We start from the raw sequence: 14,234 nt of genomic DNA, 5'->3' as shown, positions 1-14,234 counted from the left end.
AGAATCCGCGCATCGTGCTTCTGACTCACCCCACCGCGGAGCTGTACGGCTCGGATCGGGTGTTTTTGGAGAGCGTGTCGGCGCTGGTGCAGGCGGGAAACCAGGTGGTGGTTTCCCTGCCTGTGACCGGCCCGCTTGAACAAGAACTCCACACCCGCGGGGCCCGGGTTGAGCTTTGCCCCAGCCCGGTGCTGCGTAAAAGCATGTTCAAACCGAAGCAGTTGATCCAGACATTGCTGGTCACAGTGCGAGGGCTCCGACACGGCTCACGCCTGATACGGCAGGAACGTCCCCAACTGATCTACGTCAACACCATGACGATCCCGCTGTGGAACGTACTTGCCCGCTTCTACAGGGTCCCACTGGTGGTGCACGTTCACGAGGGAGAGGCGTCAGCCGGCCCTGTGGTGCGGATGGCACTTGCCCTGCCCTTGTTCTTGGCCCGGACAACAATCGCGAACAGCACGTTCAGTGCCGGGGTCATCCAAGCTTCGTTCAAGAGTCTTGGGAAGCGGATTCAGGTGGTCTACAACGCAGTGCCCGGACCACTCAATCCGCGACCCATTCGATCAGAATTGTGCGGCCCCTTGCGGCTGGCCTACATGGGGCGCCTTTCACCCCGAAAAGGGGTGGACACCGCCATAGATGCCTTGGCTTTGTTGCTGCGTGACGGTGTCAAGGCTGAGTTGGGCATCATGGGTGCTGTCTTTCCCGGCTACGAATGGTACGAACAGCAACTGGTAGACCAGATTGAGGCGCGCGGCCTTGGTGGCCAGGTCAAGTTCTTCGGATTTCAGCCGTCGGTGTGGAACTTCGTAGCCGATAGCGACATCGTCGTTGTGCCATCGCGCGCCGATGAGCCATTCGGAAACACAGCTGTGGAAGCCATCCTCGGTGGACGCCCTGTCATAGCAAGTGGAACGACGGGGTTGATCGAAGCTACCGCCGGTTACTCGGCAGCGACCAGGGTTCCGCCAAACGACCCGGCTGCCGTGGCAGGGGCTGTTAAAGCAGTCACGGCTCGGTGGGATGATCTGCCAAGGGATCTAGCCGATGATTTGCCACTCGCACGGCAGCGTCACAGCATTGCCCAATACCAAGAGAAGATCGTATCGATCGTTGAAGGCTGTGCCGTTTCAGAACCCGCTTTCCCAGCCACAAAAGGAATTCCGTGAGTTCGGCTTGCGGAAAGGCTATTGTCGGAAGTGATCAGTACGCCAACGGCTACAGTGACGTTTCGTCGACGCTTCCTGAATCGAGAGTGCAATGAGCAAGTCCGTCGCAAATGCATCCGGGTCCTTCCGGGAACGCTATCGGCAAATTGAGGCTGAACTGGGGTCGGCTCAGAAAGAACGTGCACGCGGTGCGCCCGCATATTCGATCTACGTCAATCGGCCTTTCGGCCGGAGGCTCGCGGCCGCATCCCACCTCCTGGGACTTTCACCCAATGCGGTGAGTCTGGTGAGTGCTGTCTTCACTTTTGGTGCGATCGTGGCTATTGCTGTTGTTGAACCAGCTTGGTGGAGCGGTGTTCTTATAGCAGGACTGCTTGTGATTGGTTATGCTTTTGATTCCGCGGACGGGCAAGTGGCTCGATTGCGCGGGGGCGGGACGCCAGCCGGAGAATGGCTGGACCACGTCCTGGATTGTGTCAAGTGTTCAACAATTCACTTGGCGGTCTTGATTTCAGTGTTCCGCCACTTCGATTTGAATTCACCACTTTGGTTGCTCGTGCCGCTCGGATTTTCCGTTGTTTCAGCAGTGTCGTTCTTCGCGGCAATATTGAATGACCAGCTCAAGTCGAGGCATCTTTCGGGGAAATCTCCGGCTGTGAGCACGGCGAGCACCCCGTTGCGAGCGCTGTTGGGGATACCCACCGACTATGGTGTGCTGTGTCTTTCATTCGTTGTCTTTGGATGGCCCATCGTCTTCTTTGGACTTTATTCAATTCTTTTTGCCGCCAATCTTGGGTACTTGGCACTGGCTTCCGTGAAGTGGTTTGGTGACATGAAGCGCCTCTAGCAATGCGGCAATGAACAAACGTGAAGAACTTGGACATGGGGGATGCGGTGAAGATACTCAACTCGATGCCGGCAGAACGCGAAATACAGGTATTGGTGCTGTGGGCCGACGACTCTTCGCCGAACTTGGGCGTCCGCGCACTGGGCCGGGGAACCGAGGCCTTGGTGCGCCGCGTCTGGCCACGTGCAGAAGTGACGTTTCAAAACTATGGACATCGGTCGCCGCACATGCCTTTTGGCCGCCTCCGTTCACTGGTGCGTGAACAAATATCCGGACGCCATGGGATGCAGAAATGGCTTTCAGGCTTTGACCTTGTCATCGACACTCGATCAGGGGACAGCTTCTCCGATATTTATGGCATGAAAAGGCACACCATCATGTCGGCCGTGGCTGCATGCGTGGTTCGGGCGGGGGTCCCCGTGGTGCTCGGTCCACAGACGATTGGCCCATTCAACACGGTGCGCGGCAGACTCTTGGCGCGAGGCTCGTTGCGGGGGGCCCGCCTGGTCATGGCACGCGACGCCGAAAGCCTGGCCGAAGCCGAGAAGCTGCACCGTGCACGTTGTGTGTTGGCCACGGATGTTGTCTTCGCCATCGACGTCCCGAGAGTGGACACAACCCGCGATGTTGTCCTGAATATTTCCGGACTGCTGTGGAACCCCAATCCCCACGTCGATTTCCAACGGTATCGCAACGCCGTGTGCAAGCTGCATGAGGTTTTGACGACGCAGGGCCGCGGCATAACGTTGCTGGCCCACGTTCTCGACTCCGGAAATGCCGACAACGATGTCCCGGCGATCAAGGAGTTTGTCGACTTGACTGGGTCTATGGCGGAAGTTTGCATACCAAAGGGCCTTGATGAGGTCCGAAGCGTGGTTGCTTCCGCCAATGTGGTCATAGGCTCGCGAATGCATGCGTGCCTCAACGCACTGTCAGTGGGAACGCCGGCAATTCCGATGGCGTATTCACGGAAATTTGAGCCGCTTCTTCGAGGAATGCAATGGAACCACACAGTTGACCTCAGAGACAAGACGACGGATCCAGTGGATGCCGTGCTGCGTCATCTCGCAGCGACAGACCTTGCTGCCGGTGTGCCCGCGGTTCAGGCGAGGGCCCATGAGTCGTTGTTGCTGGCAGAAGAATCATTAAGGAAATTGATATGACTTCAGAATCCGGCCTCGATGCGGCCATAGAGCGAGTGGTTCATGCCGGCAACTGTTCGGGGTGCGGTGCCTGTGCGTTGCTGGATGAGGGGCTTCGCATGGAGCTGGACGACGAGGGCTACATGCGGCCGGTGCGGCACCGGCCACCCGAAAGCCCTACAAGTGGAAGCGGTACCGTCAAGGCATTTGGCAGGGCTTGCCCCGGCGTTCGGGTGAGTGCCCAACGCCCGCGGGGATCTCGCCGGGACGCACAACTCGGACCCGTGGTGCAAGCTTGGGAAGCTTGGTCGGCCGACCCGGAAATACGCCACAAGGGCAGTAGCGGTGGGACCCTGACAGCATTGTCCGCGTGGCTGCTGCAGGCTGGACACTCAACCCGGGTCATTGGAGCGCAAGGCGACCCGCAGAATGCCCGCCGGACGGTGACGGTGCGGATTACCTCGAAGGCGGAGGCGCTCGCGTCTTCAGGATCCCGGTACGCCCCAGTTTCCAATGCTGCCCACAAGGAGGCGTTGGCACCTGGCACTTCTTTTATCGGCAAGCCGTGTGAAGTCTCTGCCCTGCGTGGGCTCAGCAAGGGAACCACCGACGGCGCCAAGTCCCCGATTCTGCTTTCCTTCTTTTGCGCAGGCACGCCGAGCCAAAATTCAACCGGGCAGTTGGCTGAAAAGTTGGGCGTGTCCGAAGGAGAAGACATCGTTGATTTGCGGTATCGGGGAAACGGGTGGCCGGGGGAGTTTTCCATAACCCGCAACGACGGTTCCACCAAGACGACAAGCTATGAGGAATCCTGGGGCAAGTACTTGGGACCAACCACCCAATGGCGATGCAAAATATGCCCGGACGGGATTGGGGAAAGTGCCGACATCACTGCAGGGGATTTTTGGCGGACTGATGCACAGGGGTATCCCTTGTTCGCCGACCAAGCGGGCATAAGCGCACTGATTGCACGAACGGAACGCGGCCGCGACCTGGTACTGGAGGCGGCCGCAGCAGGCATATTGATCCTTGCCCCCTTGGATCTCAAGGCGCTGGCAACAGTACAGCCGCTGCAGCGCAAACGGCGGTCGACCCTCTTTGCCCGTCTTGTGGGAGTGGTGGCTGCCGGAGGAAAAATTCCTCGGTTCGAAGGATTCGGGTTGTTCCGGATGTCCTTGCCGGAGCCCAGAGAGTCGTGGCGCACCGCGAAAGGTGCTTATCGTCGGAGAAAGAACATGCGTTTATGAGGAACTGCCCGGCCTGTTGAATCACTTGCGTTCGCGTCGGATCTTGGACGCGGCAGAGACCAGATCTGCCATGTCCCGTCGAACTGCAGGGACCGTGGCCGAAGCGGCATACACGAACATAACCACTCCCAATGCTGCGAAGCACTGCACCCACGATCCAAAATTGCCAGCCCACAGGGTTCCCAGAAAAGCACCGCCTGCCGCAAGTCCCGCAAGCAAAGACATCCGCAAGAACCCGACGACGAAAACACGGATTGGCATGTTGCTGACAGAGCGCGCAATCCAGTAGAGCGAAAGCGGCCATTTCAACAGCGTGGAAATGAGGTAGCCCGCAGCAACGCCATTGACACCCCAGAATGCACCAATCACCAAGCAGACAACTTTCACGGCCACGCCCACCAAATTGAACTGGAACAGCGCCTTCGTGATTCCCTTGGACACATAGATCCAGTATCCAAAATAGGCCAGGGTCTGGAAGATGGCGGCAGCAGCCAACATCGAGAGGATCGGCGCAGAGGCAAGCCACTTTGGACCCAGCAAAATGTTGGTGACAGGCAGCGCGGCACCCGTTGCCAATGCCAACGCGACCACCAGTGTGTAACCCAAGGCAACCTGTCCCACACGGGCAAATTCCCAGTACCGATACCCTGCGTCCTGTAGTCGCGACAGCACAGGGATGGCGACATTGGAAATTGGCGACCGCAATTGATTGGCAATATTCATGACCAATTGATACGGCCGGTTGTAGTTCCCCAGCGGAGCCGCCCCGAACACCAAGCCAATGGTGACGGTATCGGCATTGTTCCCAACATAAGTCACCATTTGCGCGGCAACCATGTGCCAACCAAATGTCAGGAAACTGCGAATTTCAGTACCTCGGCGGGGCGGTCCGGGAATCCAGCGACACATTCCAGCTGAAAGCACCAGTACCACAAGGGCCTGGACCATGACTTGGAAAACAAGCGCCCAGACACCGAAGCCAAGCAACGCCAGCACGATGGCCGTTGCCAGCCCAGCCACTGTTGAGACGAAGTCGTTCACTGCCAAGGCAGTGAACCGGAGGGATCGGGTCAGGCTGGCCCGGAACTGGGTGGTGATTCCATTGAGCAGGAAGATGACAGACACCCCCTGGACCAAGGGCAGGAGCTCAGGGTGTCTGAAGAATCCTGCGATGGCCCATGATCCAAAAAATACTAGAAGAGCCAGCACGGCACCTATTGAGGAATTGATCCAGAACAGCAAGTCCCGCTGTTCCTTGGAAAGCGACCGAGCCTGGACAGCTGCTTGGGAAAGCCCAAAATCCCTGAATATTTCGGCAATGCCGGCAACGGCCAGGACCATGGCGAACAGCCCATACTCGTTGGGGGTGAGAAGCCGGGCCAAGACCACCACGGAAAGAGTCTGCACCAGGATCCGGCCAAACTGTCCCACCGCCGTGACAGTCGCCCCGCGGACAGCCCGACGGCCCAGTCCCTGGAGGGCGTTGACCGGCTCACCTGCTGGGTCCATGTGCTTATTGGAGCCGGCGGGGGGTGAACGGACCACGTGTGCAAGGAACAATGCCCAACCGCTGTACCGTGTTGGCGAAGGCGAAGCCCATGGTCAGTCCGTGCTCTCGAGGCTATGTGCCCCGGATTTGGCCAAAGGCACCATTTCAAGCCATGTTTTCTTCTTGGCATGGGGTGGTCCGGCTACTGGTTTCTGGTAATAGACGTCATGTGATTTAGACGGTTTGACACGGTTGAGGATGGCACCTGAGATGTGCGCTCCAGTGGTTTCCAACGCCTCTATGGCTTGTTCCAACTGTGCTTGCCTGACTTTGGTGGAGTCCACTACAAGAACCACAGAGTCGACAACGCCGGCAATGACTGCCACATCGGCCACTGCCAGAACTGGTGCGGTGTCCACTATTACGAAGTCGTAGTCCCGCTTGGCCTGCTCCAGCAAATTCTGCATCGGCATTGATCCGAGCAGTTGGGCCGGATTTGGAGGAATTCCACCCGCGGTCAAGATGTCCAGGGTTGTATTTCCAAATTTCTGCACGGCGTCTTGGAGGCTCACATCGCCAACCAAGACAGTCGTTAGTCCGATGGCCCCTTCGAAACCAATGCACTCGGCAATTCTGGGTCGACGCAGGTCCGCGTCTATCAGGAGTATGCGCTCCTTGCTTTCTGCCATCACCAGGGCAAGATTCATGGAAGTAAGTGTTTTGCCTTCGGACGGGGATCCCGAGGTGATGGCAATCGTCGTCATTTCATGGCCGGCCGACGCGAATCTCAGCCCGGCCCTGATCTGGCGGAATCGCTCGGTGGCAGGACCGTTCGGTGCGCTGAGGGCAACAGGCCTGCCGTCTTGGCTAGCCCGATTCCGCTCAACTGTGCCCAGCAGCGGGAGGTTTGTCATGGACTTCAAGATTTCCTCGGAGCGGACCTTGGTGTCGATGACAACGGAGAGACCTATCGCGAAGAGCGAAACGAGCACCCCGAGGATTCCTCCGAAAATAGCATCCCTCTTCTTGTCCGGTGAGGACTGGAAGTCCGCTGGCACGGCAGGTTCGATGACATTGGCCTGCAAATCCGACTGACCGCCGCTTTTTCCGGAGGAGATGGCGGAAACAGCCAACTTCAGGTTTTTGCCAGTGCTGTTGGCAATGAGGGCCGACAAGTCGGGATCGGTCGTGGAAACCTTGATGTCCATAATGACCGTGTTTTGTGGGGTCAAAACGGCAATTCTTTTCCGCAGTTCTTCCTTGTCAAGCTTGGAATCGATGTCCTTGACCACCTGATCCAGAACAACGGAAGAAGTTGCCAGCTGGGCATACGAAAGCATCTGGCTTTGTGTGTAGGCGGATGCTTGGTTGAAGTCCGAAGCGGAGTCTCCTGCGTTCAGCGAAAAGAACAACGACGTGCTCGAAGTGTAGCTGGGCGTTACCGTGGCCGACATTGCAAAAGCGCCGACTGCACCGATTGCCGCAGCCATAACAATCACATACCAACGTTTTGCCACTGTTGAAACAATGCGTGCTGACAGTGTTGTCCCGGCACTTCTCGTCACAGCCACTTGGATACCTCCCGTTGGTTTTTTGTCTGGGTTGGTTGGAATGCAACAACAGTTTTGATGGGGCTGGCTCCATGTAGTCGTTGGTGGTGGCAAGCGACCGCCAAGCCCGCCAGAAACCACACCAACGTTGTGTATTGGGTGATCAGGGCCACGGTCGCGAATGCCGGAATCATTCCAACGATCGCAACGGAGGCGGGTGTGGCGCGGCCCCGGAGGACAGCAATGCAGCAGATCGCCAGGGCAGCAAGAAGGATGAGCAGTGGCAAGAGGCCGAACCTCAACGCGGTGAGAACCACCTCACTGTCGATGGACTGAAAAGTGCCGTAGTAGGTTGTACCGGCCGCTGTCACTTCCCGGCTCTTCGCAATCCCCACAAGTGAGGCCGTGCCCAAAAGTGGAAGAAGGTCGGTGCGATACTCAGCGCTGCCCGAGGCCTCGTTCCCTGCAGAAGTGAACACCGACAGAAGCAAGGGAAGCCCCACGGCGGCAGCAAGTCCGACGAGCGCAAAGATCTTCCACCGCAGCGATGCGACGATGTCATGCCGCAGGGCAACCAGTCCCACCACGAGGGTCAAGGCGAGGGCAATAAGGCCTATGCGGCTGAAAGTCAGCCCCGTTGCAATCGCAACAACGAGCAAGGAGGCAATCCGCAACCACTGCGGCCACGCCACAACGAGGATAAACACAGAACACATTGCCAGGCTGGCTCCCAAGGCAATTGAATGGCCAAAAGCCCCTTCCACGCGCAGCAGTCCGCCCCGGAATTGAAGTGTATGCCATGTTGCGTAGAGACTGTTGCTCATCTTTAGGCGCACGAAGAAATTGGTTCCTGTGACGAATTCTGCGATGGCCAAGCAGGCAGCGGCGACGGCACCGGCGGCCAGACAACCATAAATCCACTTAAGCTCGACCCTCGATGCGATAAACCGACCGCCAAGATAGGGGATCATCCATCCTGTCAGGACCAAGACGAGGTGCCCCCATTGGACCAAACCGAGCATCCAACCAACGAGGAGCAGCAGCACGAAAGAACCCATCAATGCGTCCACGCTGGAGAACTTGAAGAAATGCAGCGACGAGGTGCTGATTGCCAGAATCGTGACGACGGTAATGACCGAGAAATAAATCCCGATTTGTGCACCGGCCCAGATGGGTACAAAGAACAAGGCGAGTGTCCAGGCCACCATGAGTGTTCTAGGGGACAGTCGCATGAGAATGAAGGCATTGGCGAAGGCCGCCAAACCAATGCCGGCAAGGAGCGGAATGCGAAGGGCGTCGTCAGTCATGGCGCTGTCCAACTTGGTGGGATCATCGATGAGTGCCGGCCAGCTGTGAAGAACGACGCCTGCGCCAAGCATGTTTCGAAGATCCACTCCATGCGTATTATCTGTGCGGCCAACGGATGTCGATCGCCGCTTCTGACTTTCATGGCAGGACGCGCCGGCAGGTTCAACATGGCCAGCGCAGGGTTCAGGTCAGAGTCGCTGCATTCCTTGGACCCACGCTCATTTGACATGGTGTTGACGGAGACCACTGAGCAGCGCAGCGAATTGGTCGAATTGCGTGTGAACGGTCCGGCCGCCGTTTTGACTTCACGACGAGGGCTGGTGGAGACCCAGCCGGCACGGAGTTCTGGCCGCCGACGCAACGACCGAGATATTCTTGATATTTCTGACGGGCACAACAACCGTCGCAACCGCCATCACCTGGCTGCCGTGGCCATGGCTGCCAGGACAGGTGCATCATTGAGTGAAATGAAGTTCCAATGGCAAGTCGCTGCTGAAGCAACTGAAAGCTGAAGCCGGGTCGCGTGGCTGCCTGAAAGCCGGATTGACCGGCTCCGTGCGAAACCAGTCGCATGCTTCTGGCTGGCCGGGACGGGTGTCCGCGCAGGAGAAGTGCCTGTGGCGATTTCCCCACTTTTCCTGATCATCGCGGTTCCCTTCGTCGGTGCATTGACTCTGCAGTCTCAGACAACGCTGAGCCTAGCACAGCGGATGTACCCTCCACGGAGGTGAAGATCGCCTCCCAACGCGAAGGAAACAGAACCCCTCAATTCGATTGGGCGAATGCCCGTACACAGACTGTCCTTGAACCGTTCCATGAGCTTTATCCGGTTTTGCGGCGATACTCGCTATATACGTAGCCACAAGCGCCTGAAATCATGCCGGCGCCACGGGCGGTGGTCTGCAAGCCCTTTGCCCTGTGCTTTACGTTCCGCAGCAGCAATCCAAGCAAGAACCGGCTGGCCCCGCCCAGCAGGCGAGCGCCTCCATGGGTGGAGAGGTCTATCCGGGTCTTGAATCGGCCCCCACTGCTGGAAGCCAGTACAAGTGAAACCCGGCTCCAGGAGTTCCCACTGCGAAAAGAGCGCCTGAGCACCCATTCGCGAGTAAGTCTGCCAACAGGCACAGGTTCGACGACGATTGCCTCGTGGCACCAAATTATGCTCCCGCCACGTTCCACCAGTTGCCGGGTAAACAGCGTGTCTGATCCGCCGCTCAGGCCAAAGCGTTCGTCAAAAGACAGCCCCATGGCCCGGATTTGTCGCAGGTCCAGCAGCAGGTTGCTCGTGGCGGCGGCATCCTGCCGGGTACCGGAGGCGAAGTTGCGCCGCGTGAAAACCTCGCCATCCACGATCCATGGGGAAGGCTCGTGGGAAAAATCCGCCACGACAGGGCCCACAACAGCGGCGGCCCCGCAGCTGCCGTATTGAACGAGCAATGCGCGCAGCCACTCCTTTGACGGCAGTTCATCGTCATCGATGAAAACCAGGAGATCAACGTCGGCTGATTCCGCAAGTGCCCTGTTGCGTCCGGCGGAAATACCCGGCTGGACTTCGTTCGCAAAGTGGAGGTTCCAGGCATCAAATTCTTCAACTATGCCTCGTGCGTTCCCTTCGGGGGAGTTGTCGATGACCAGCACCGTTGCCTCGACGGGGACTGAAGCAGCCTGTTCCAAGAGACGAGGCACAATGAGTTTCAGCTCGTCCGGTCGCTGGTAGGTCAAAACAGCGATGACGACTGATTCGTAGTCGGTTGCATTCAAAATAGTCCCCGTTCGGCGGAAATGGCACTGAATCTCCAATTCTTCAAAAAACAGTGCGCCCGTGCAACAGGGTAGTGCATGGTTGCTGAGCGAGGCTATGCGGGCAGGACGGTGGCACAAATGTGGGGCGGAGGAATCCAATTCCTCCGCCCCACAACCAAACTGCGGTGGTTCCAACTGCAGTGGTTCTATCTAATGTGGTTCTACTCGTTGGTGTAGTAGATGCCCTTGTTCTTGCCTTCGGCAAGGGGTGTGGAGGTGTCGCTCCACTTATTTGTCGACAGCCCGGTGATTGTGCTTGCCGAACGGTCGATGACCCGGATTTGGTACTTTGCGCCATCCCAAGCGTATTGATTGTGACCGAAATGATTGTTTTTCAGCGTAATCTGCAGCGAAGACTGCTTGTTTTTGGTGCTGTCGACGGTAACCGAGGTCAAGCCACCGTCAATGTGGTTGCCTTCGACGACGACGTTCTTGAGCTTGGCGACGTTTTGTTGCAGCAGCATGGCAGTCGTGGTGTGCAGGCCGCGCGGCGGTGCAGCACTGCCGGCGCCGCGGACCATGTCGCCAACAATGGTGTTCCCCGCAATGAGGATGTTTTCCCCGCCTTGGACCTGGATGCCGTCATTGTGGGATCCGTCGCGGTGGGCGGGATCGTTGGACCAGTAGGTCAGGCCATGGATGTAGTTGCCCTTGACGGTTACATTCGCGGCTGCGGGTCCCCCTGGACGGTTGAAAATGCCCAGTCCGTCGTTGGTTTGCGTGATGTGGTTGCGTAGGGCCGTGAAGTCGTGTCCCACAATTCCGTCACGGTAGTAGGAAGCACGCTGTGGCAGGAGTGTGGAGTCTTGGACTACGAGGTTCTTGACTCGTCCATCATTGGCATCGACGATTCCGGTGTTGGACCTGGGAATGGACGAACCGCCATGCAAGCGGCTGTTCTTGATGGTCACGTTGGCTGCGCGGACCTTGATGTCGCCCCAGATTTCCAACCCGTCCAGGACCGTTCCATCTTTGGTGATGATGAGATCTGCGCCGCTGGTGTTGTAAGGCTTGAGTGCTGTGCCGCGAACAACGCCTGCTGTGGTGTTGCTGGGCTTGTAGGTGCCGTTGACGAGCGAGTTCCTTGACGCGTCTGCACTGGGTTGGTTTGGCTGGCTTGGGGGTTTGACTGCACCGTCCTTGGCGCCGGAAACCACCAAGTTGTCATAGCGAACTGTGATAGGGCTCGTGGCCCGGGATCCCAAGTACCCGCCGAGGGCAACTGTTCCGGAAGCCTGCAGTGAGCGCTCTGCATCGGTGACGTTGATCTGGTTGCCGGGGGCACGAGTTCCTGAAGCCCAAATCTTCGCAGCGATGGTGGTCTTGTCGGCACCGCTCAGCGACATCTTCACATTGAGGGTGGCACCGGCCTTTGCAATAACCCCCGCCGAGTGGCTTTGCAGGACGGTTTCAGCTCCGTTGACAATTCGGGTGGCGTCAATACGTACTGCGCCATTGGGGCTTACCTTGATTTTGGCTCGGTACTCGTTGTTGCCAACTTTTCGCGGCGTGACGTAAAGGTAGGTGTCAGCTCCGGTGGGCAGCTTGTTGAGTGAGAATGCGACCTGCAGGTCGGCAGTTCGGGCACTGTAGCCGGCAAGGGTGTTTGAGAAGCCCTGGCCCTTCTTGATGTCCAGGTTGCCGCTGCTGCCGTTGGCTCGGCTGAGTCCTGCCGGTGCCGACCAGGTGTCGCCGGAGTCCGACGTGCCCCAACCCGTGGTGACAGTTCGGTTGAATGAATCTTTTGCGGTGACAACGCTGGTGGCGGACACGGCTGGTGAGATTCCGCTGAGCAGCAGGCCACTCATGGCGGCCGCGGACAAGACTGCCGTGGCAACTTTCCTGGATTTGGGCATGCGGGTTTGGGTGGAGCGGGGCATAAAGTGTGGGTCCTTAACGCTGGAAAAATGGCAACGTGAACGACCGTAACCCGATTGTTATCGCAAACACAAACTCGGTGCTATTAATTTTTGACTTTTTCGGGTATAGGGCCCGTAGTTCCGGTAAACATGCTTGTCACAAAGTGTCACATCTCACGGGCGCCGGATCGCCAAGGCTCACGGGCGTCCGAGGGCCCGGTATGTCCAGCCTGCCGCGCGCCATTTGTCAGGATCCAGACAGTTGCGTCCATCCACAATGACGGGGGAGGACACCAAAGCGGCCAGCTCATGGGGGGCCACGTCGACGTACTCCTGCCATTCGGTCAGCAGCATGATTAGGTCCGCGCCTTTGACGGCCTCTTCCAAGGAGTCTGCAAATACCAACTCCGGGAAGCGTTTTGCCGAATTGGCCACAGCCTTGGGATCCGTCGCGACTACAGAGGCCCCCTGAAGCTGCAATTGTGCCGCAACGCTCAGTGCCGGCGAGTCCCTGACGTCGTCGGAATTTGGCTTGAAGGCAAGCCCGAGGACCGCGATCCTCTTGCCCAGCAGGCTTCCTCCACAGACTTCCCTAGCCAAGTCGATGGTGCGCGAACGCCGCCGCATATTGATGGAGTCGACTTCCCGCAGGAACGTCAGGGCCTGGTCTGCCCCCAGCTCACCTGCGCGGGCCATGAACGCGCGGATGTCCTTGGGCAGGCAGCCTCCGCCAAAGCCGAGCCCGGCATTGAGGAAGCGCCGGCCAATCCTGCTGTCGTGCCCTATTGCGTCGGCCAGCTGGACGACGTCGGCCCCGGCCACCTCGCAGACTTCCGCCATGGCGTTGATGAAGGAGATCTTTGTGGCCAGGAAGGCATTGGCGGCCACCTTGACGAGCTCGGCCGTGGCAAAGTCGGTGATGATTCTCGGCGTGCCGGTGCCCAGCGCCGCGGAATAGAGTTCATCAAGGACAAGGGCTGAGTCTTCGGTCCCGGCTTGCAGGCCGTAGACAAGCCGGTCCGGTGCCAGGGTGTCCGCCACGGCGTAGCCTTCGCGCAGAAATTCCGGATTCCAGATCAAGACGGTTTCGGGGGAATCCGCGTGGATGCGTTCGGTGAGCCTTGCTGCCGTGCCCACTGGCACAGTTGATTTTCCCACCACCACCGAGCCGGGCCGAAGGTGGGGGATCAGGCTGTCCACGGCGCTGTCGACAAAGTGCAGGTCGGCCGCATTCTCGTTCTTGCGCTGCGGTGTTCCCACGGCAAGAAAATGCACCTGGCAGTCAGCGGCAGCGGAGACATCGGTGGTGAACTTCAGCCTCCCGGAGTCCAGTCCCTTGGCCAACATTTCCGGCATGTCCGGTTCGTAAAACGGTGCGTGCCCGTCACTGAGGGCGGAAATTTTGGCAGCATCGATGTCTATTCCCACTACTTGGTGCCCCAAATCCGCCATGCACGCAGCATGGACGGCGCCAAGATATCCACAACCAATGACCGAAATGCGCATTGCTGCCCCCTAAAATTCCAGCTCAACCTGCCCAGTGAAGTTCAGGGCCAGTGTATCGTCCCGTTCCCTGCAGAAAAGGGGTGTGTCGCGCCCCTCGACCTGGTCCAAACAAAGCCCCGGGCAACAAACATGCAAGGCGGGCCGGCGCAGTCAGTCGGCGGCTTGTGTGAGATGCCAAATTCTTGGGATGTCCCGCCCTCGGTGCGCGAATTGCGGTGCTTGCGGCCTGCCACTCGTGAGACCCAGTTCACAATCGCTGTTAGAATCGCCCTAAGTCTCGGCCGTGCGGATCGAAAGCAGTCTGCGTG

11 protein-coding genes are annotated in these 14,234 nt (G+C 58.4%); 5 read left to right on the top strand and 6 right to left on the bottom strand.

The window, feature by feature from the left end; translation table 11 throughout:
• Positions 1-14: 14 nt before the first annotated feature.
• From QMG25_RS03650 to QMG25_RS03635, 4 genes are all read left to right on the top strand, one after another.
• Positions 15-1,175: a glycosyltransferase gene (locus QMG25_RS03650; RefSeq protein ID WP_283457415.1), complete on the top strand. Its 1,161-nt coding sequence runs from the start codon at positions 15-17 to the stop codon at positions 1,173-1,175.
• Between the two features lie 91 nt (positions 1,176-1,266).
• On the top strand, positions 1,267-2,022 hold the full coding sequence (locus tag QMG25_RS03645) for a CDP-alcohol phosphatidyltransferase family protein (RefSeq protein ID WP_283457414.1): 756 nt from the start codon (positions 1,267-1,269) through the stop codon (positions 2,020-2,022).
• A 20-nt stretch (positions 2,023-2,042) separates the two neighbouring features.
• Positions 2,043-3,185: a polysaccharide pyruvyl transferase family protein gene (locus QMG25_RS03640; RefSeq protein WP_283457413.1), complete on the top strand. Its 1,143-nt coding sequence runs from the start codon at positions 2,043-2,045 to the stop codon at positions 3,183-3,185.
• Complete coding sequence (locus tag QMG25_RS03635) at positions 3,182-4,411, top strand: Coenzyme F420 hydrogenase/dehydrogenase, beta subunit C-terminal domain (protein ID WP_283457412.1); 1,230 nt, start codon at positions 3,182-3,184, stop codon at positions 4,409-4,411. The genes QMG25_RS03640 and QMG25_RS03635 overlap by 4 nt, the downstream gene beginning before the upstream one ends.
• Before the next feature lie 21 nt (positions 4,412-4,432).
• Here QMG25_RS03635 and QMG25_RS03630 read toward each other — a convergent pair whose 3' ends face one another.
• The 3 genes from QMG25_RS03630 to QMG25_RS03620 all read right to left on the bottom strand — a co-directional run bounded on the left by QMG25_RS03630 (position 4,433) and on the right by QMG25_RS03620 (position 8,844).
• Entirely contained in the window at positions 4,433-5,920 is a 1,488-nt protein-coding gene (locus QMG25_RS03630) for a lipopolysaccharide biosynthesis protein (RefSeq protein WP_283457411.1), read from the bottom strand.
• A 93-nt stretch (positions 5,921-6,013) separates the two neighbouring features.
• Positions 6,014-7,465 (bottom strand): tyrosine-protein kinase domain-containing protein, encoded by a 1,452-nt coding sequence (locus tag QMG25_RS03625; protein ID WP_283457912.1) that lies wholly within the window; start codon positions 7,463-7,465, stop codon positions 6,014-6,016.
• The gene (locus QMG25_RS03620) at positions 7,462-8,844 is read right to left on the bottom strand and encodes a hypothetical protein (protein WP_283457410.1); all 1,383 of its coding nucleotides are present in this window, start codon (positions 8,842-8,844) and stop codon (positions 7,462-7,464) included. The genes QMG25_RS03625 and QMG25_RS03620 overlap by 4 nt, the downstream gene beginning before the upstream one ends.
• A 54-nt stretch (positions 8,845-8,898) precedes the next feature.
• On the opposite strand from QMG25_RS03620, the gene QMG25_RS03615 reads away from it, so the two are divergent.
• Positions 8,899-9,270 carry a hypothetical protein gene (locus QMG25_RS03615; RefSeq protein ID WP_283457409.1) on the top strand — a complete coding sequence of 124 codons (372 nt, stop codon included), beginning with the start codon at positions 8,899-8,901 and terminating at the stop codon, positions 9,268-9,270.
• A gap of 310 nt (positions 9,271-9,580) precedes the next feature.
• Here QMG25_RS03615 and QMG25_RS03610 read toward each other — a convergent pair whose 3' ends face one another.
• The 3 genes from QMG25_RS03610 to QMG25_RS03600 all read right to left on the bottom strand — a co-directional run bounded on the left by QMG25_RS03610 (position 9,581) and on the right by QMG25_RS03600 (position 13,926).
• The gene (locus tag QMG25_RS03610; RefSeq protein ID WP_283457408.1) at positions 9,581-10,519 is read right to left on the bottom strand and encodes a glycosyltransferase family 2 protein; all 939 of its coding nucleotides are present in this window, start codon (positions 10,517-10,519) and stop codon (positions 9,581-9,583) included.
• A 203-nt stretch (positions 10,520-10,722) separates the two neighbouring features.
• Positions 10,723-12,441 carry a right-handed parallel beta-helix repeat-containing protein gene (locus QMG25_RS03605; protein WP_283457407.1) on the bottom strand — a complete coding sequence of 573 codons (1,719 nt, stop codon included), beginning with the start codon at positions 12,439-12,441 and terminating at the stop codon, positions 10,723-10,725.
• 177 nt (positions 12,442-12,618) lie between these two features.
• Positions 12,619-13,926, bottom strand: a complete 1,308-nt coding sequence (locus QMG25_RS03600) for a UDP-glucose dehydrogenase family protein (RefSeq protein WP_283457406.1) — start codon at positions 13,924-13,926, stop codon at positions 12,619-12,621.
• Positions 13,927-14,234: the final 308 nt, after the last annotated feature.

Origin of the sequence: Arthrobacter sp. H35-D1 (assembly GCF_030063185.1) — a bacterium.
In the GTDB taxonomy this organism is placed as follows: domain Bacteria; phylum Actinomycetota; class Actinomycetes; order Actinomycetales; family Micrococcaceae; genus Specibacter.
The sequence above is the reverse complement of the archived record's forward strand: the minus strand, read 5'-3'. Positions and strand labels throughout refer to the sequence as shown.